Origin of the sequence: Streptomyces sp. MZ04, assembly GCF_004684775.1 — a bacterium.
Classification (GTDB): domain Bacteria; phylum Actinomycetota; class Actinomycetes; order Streptomycetales; family Streptomycetaceae; genus Streptomyces.
On sequence record NZ_SRIC01000469.1, the window covers coordinates 1 to 3799 of the forward strand.

A 3799-nucleotide genomic window follows, 5' to 3' on the forward strand; every position below is an offset into this window, starting at 1 on the left:
GGGTTTCCTTCCCCACCCCCACCCCTACCCGAATCCTTTCCGGCTGCGCCGGGCTCGTGGCTGGGCGGATCACCGGCTCCGCGAAGCGGCGGGGTGGAACGGGGTGACTAAGAACCGTCCCTGAGCCCCTCCGGCCAATTCGGCCGGAACTCGAGGGACTCGAACGACACGACGCAGCCCTCCCCCACCGGGGACTGCGCCATGAAGCCCACCAGTGCCGCTCCCGCCGCCTTCTCGTCGCCCAGCGAGAAGATGCGGACGAACGTCCAGCGCTCCCCGTCCAGCGAGGCGTGGAACGCGAACGCGGAGCCCGTGCGGCTGACGCGGAGCCATACGCTGCTGCCGTCCACCACGAACGCGTTGGCGTCGTCGGAGCGGCCACGGGTGACGACCGTGCACACCGTCGCCTCGTCCGGCGAGCGCTCCAGGCAGAGCTTCGCCCACTCCCGGTCGCCGACATGCACGTACAGCACACCCGCGTCGAACGCCGCCGCGAACCCGACGGTGACCTTGGCGATCAGCTGGAAGTCGCCCTCGGGGGCGCCGAGCAGGCGGGGCGCGTCCGACGCGGGGTCGAGCGCCTCGCCCGTCGGTGGCACGAAGCGGTCCTGCCGGGCGCCGGCCCAGCCGGTGAGGACTCCGTCCTCGTACGACCAGTGCCCGTCGGGGCCGTACGTGCGCAGCGAGAAGGGCAGTTGGGGGATGGTGACGTCCATGGTGTCAGTGTTCCAGGCCGCCGTTGAAGCGCCGAGGCAGCCCCAGCGGGTTGGCGTCGAGGAGCTCGGGGGGCAGCAGCGCCTGGGGGGTGTTCTGGTACGCGACGGGGCGCAGCCAGCGCTCGATCGCCGTACCGCCCACGGACGTCGAGGTGGACGTCGTCGCCGGGTACGGTCCGCCGTGATGCTGAGCGGGCGCCACGGCGACCCCGGTCGGCCAGCCGTCGACCAGCACGCGCCCGGCCAGCGGCGTGAGTTCGGCGAGCAGCGCAGCCCCGCGCCCTTCACCGGCCGCCTCCCGCGCGGAGAGCTGCACGGTCGCCGTGAGGTTGCCGGGCAGCCGGGACAGAACCGCGGTGATCTCCGCGTCGTCCTCGTAGCGGGCGACGACCGTCACCGGGCCGAAGCACTCCTCCAGGAGCAGATCGTGCTCGCCCTCGGCCGCCAGCCGCGCCGCCGGAACCGTCAGGAACCCCGCGCTCACCGTGTGCTCGCTGCCCGCGCCCGGCGTCACCGGCGCGTCCACGTCCGGCAGCCCGCCGCGCTCCCGCACCCCCGCCACGAAGTTGTCCCGCATCCGGTGGTCGAGGAGCACCCCGGCCTCGGTGTCGCTGACCGCCTCCGTGAGGGACTTGATGAACCGGTCGCCGCCCGCGCCCGACGGGGCGAAGACCAGGCCCGGCTTGACGCAGAACTGGCCGACGCCCAGCGTCATCGACCCCGCGAGCCCGGTACCGATCTCCTCGGCGCGCTCGGCGGCCGCCGCCTCGGTCACCACGACCGGGTTGAGGGAGCCGAGTTCGCCGTGGAAGGGGATCGGTACGGGACGGCCCGCCGCCGCGTCGAAGAGGGCGCGGCCGCCACGGATCGAGCCGGTGAACCCGGCGCCCGAGACGAGCGGGTGCCGGACCAGCTCCACCCCCGCATCGAAACCGTGCACGAGCCCGAGGACGCCGTCCGGGATCCCGTGCCGTTCCGCCGCCCGCCGCAGCAGCGCCGCGACCAGCTCGGACGTGGCCGGATGGTCCGGGTGCGCCTTGACGACCACGGGGCAGCCCGCGGCGAGCGCGCTCGCGGTGTCGCCGCCGGGCACGGAGAAGGCGAAGGGGAAGTTGGACGCGGAGTAGACGGCCACGACGCCCAGCGGGATCTTGTAGCGGCGCAGGTCCGGGATGGGCGGGGTCGCGCCGGCGTCGGGGTGGTCGATGACGACGCCCAGGAAGGCGCCCTCGTCGACGACGTCCGCGAAGGCCCGCAACTGGAAGCAGGTGCGGGTGAGTTCGCCGGTCAGCCGGACGGGACCGAGCGCGGTCTCCGCGTCCGCGGCCTCCACGAGCTGGTCCTTCGCCCCGTGCAGCAACTCGGCCGCGGTCCGCAGGAACGCCGCGCGTACGGCCCGGTCGGCGAGCGCGTCCTTGGCGGCCAGCGCGGCACGCACCGCCTGGTCCACCTCCTGGGCTGTGGCTTCCACCGCAACCTGTTCGCGCTGCTTCCCGGTTCGGGGGTCGACACTCCAGACTGGTGCTGCTGCCACCGCGGGCTCCTCAAGATGTGATGCCACAGATGTGCTGCCACTCATCTGCACTGTTCGATATGCTGAACAGCGTCTCCCATGATGAATGAGCGGAGACTTCGGAGACTATTTCTCGTCGAACTAAGGGGTCAAGGGCGATGTCGGCTGGCGAGACTGGCGGGGCACAGGTCAAGTCCGCGGTGCGGACGGTGGAGTTGCTCGAGTATTTCGCGGGCCGCCCCGGAATGCACTCCCTGGCCGCCGTCCAGGAAGCCGTCGGGTACCCCAAGTCCAGCCTCTACATGCTCCTTCGTACGCTGGTCGATCTCGGCTGGGTGGAGACGGACGCGACGGGCACGCGGTACGGCATCGGGGTCCGGGCCCTCCTTGTGGGCACCTCGTACATCGACGGCGACGAGGTGGTGGCGGCCGCCCGCCCCACCCTCGACCGCCTCTCGGACGACACCACGGAGACGATCCACCTGGCGCGCCTGGACGGCACGAACGTCGTCTACCTGGCCACGCGCCAGTCGCAGCACTACCTCCGCCCCTTCACCCGCGTCGGCCGCCGCCTCCCCGCCCACTCCACGTCCCTGGGCAAGGCGCTGCTCGCCACGCACACCGACGAGCAGGTCCGCAAGATGCTCCCGGAGACGCTGCCGGCGCTGACCGAGCACACGATCACCGACCGCGAGAAGCTGATCGAGGAGCTGCGTACGGTGCGCGAGCAGGGCTTCGCGGTGGACCGCGAGGAGAACACGCTGGGGCTTCGCTGCTTCGGCGTGGCCATCCCCTACCGCACTCCCGCGCGGGACGCGATCAGCTGCTCCGTGCCGGTGGCGCGGCTGACGCCGGCGCACGAACAGATGGTGAAGGACGCGTTGTTCGACGCGCGGGACCGGCTGACACTGGCGACTCGTAGGCTCTGAGACATGGTGCGCATGGTGAGCTCGATGAGCATGGAGGTCAGCCTCCGTCCCGTCCACGACAGTGATCTCCCGGTCTTCTACCGGCAGATGAACGATCCCGAGTCGAACCGCGTCGCCGCGTTCACCTCGCCGAAGGCGGCGGACCGGGATCTCTTCACGGCCCACTGGAACGGGCTGCGGACGTCGCCCGACGTCGTCGTACGGACGGTCCTCGCGGACGGGGACGTCCTGGGGCACGTATCGGTGTACGGGGAGCCGGGCGAACGGGAGGTCACGTACTGGATCGACCGCGCCTACTGGGGGCGTGGCCTTGCGACTGCCGCGCTGCTGGGGCTACTGGCGGAGGTTCCGGAGCGCCCCCTTTACGCCCGTGCGGCGGCGGACAACGCCGGGTCCCTGCGGGTCCTTGAGAAGTGCGGCTTCCGCGTGACGTCCGCCGAGCGGGGCTTCGCGCATGCGCGGGGGGAGGAGATTGATGAGGCGGTGCTGGTGCTGAGGTAGGAGCGTGGCGGCAATTGTTCAGCCCGTCCGGCGTTTGAGGACGAACTCGGCGGAGCCGGTGATCAACGGCCACCACGCAGCCGGCGCAGCCGGAAAGGATTCGGGAAGGGGCGGGGTTGGGGAAGGAAACCCCCCTCCCC

Annotated in this window: 4 protein-coding genes; 2 read left to right on the top strand and 2 right to left on the bottom strand. The window is 71.6% G+C overall.

All coding sequences use genetic code 11. The annotated features are described in order from the left end of the window. Positions 1–107: 107 nt before the first annotated feature. On the bottom strand, positions 108–716 hold the full coding sequence (locus E2651_RS41930; RefSeq protein WP_135336516.1) for a DUF1349 domain-containing protein: 609 nt from the start codon (positions 714–716) through the stop codon (positions 108–110). A gap of 4 nt (positions 717–720) precedes the next feature. Further along, entirely contained in the window at positions 721–2250 is a 1530-nt protein-coding gene (locus E2651_RS41935) for an aldehyde dehydrogenase (NADP(+)) (protein WP_135336517.1), read from the bottom strand. Between the two features lie 137 nt (positions 2251–2387). Here E2651_RS41935 and E2651_RS41940 point away from each other — a divergent pair, with 137 nt between their 5' ends. Together E2651_RS41940 and E2651_RS41945 are read left to right on the top strand one after the other, a co-directional pair. Further along, on the top strand, positions 2388–3158 hold the full coding sequence (locus E2651_RS41940) for an IclR family transcriptional regulator (RefSeq protein ID WP_135336518.1): 771 nt from the start codon (positions 2388–2390) through the stop codon (positions 3156–3158). 30 nt (positions 3159–3188) lie between these two features. Continuing rightward, positions 3189–3659 (top strand): GNAT family N-acetyltransferase, encoded by a 471-nt coding sequence (locus E2651_RS41945; protein ID WP_135336519.1) that lies wholly within the window; start codon positions 3189–3191, stop codon positions 3657–3659. The last annotated feature ends 140 nt before the right edge of the window (positions 3660–3799 follow it).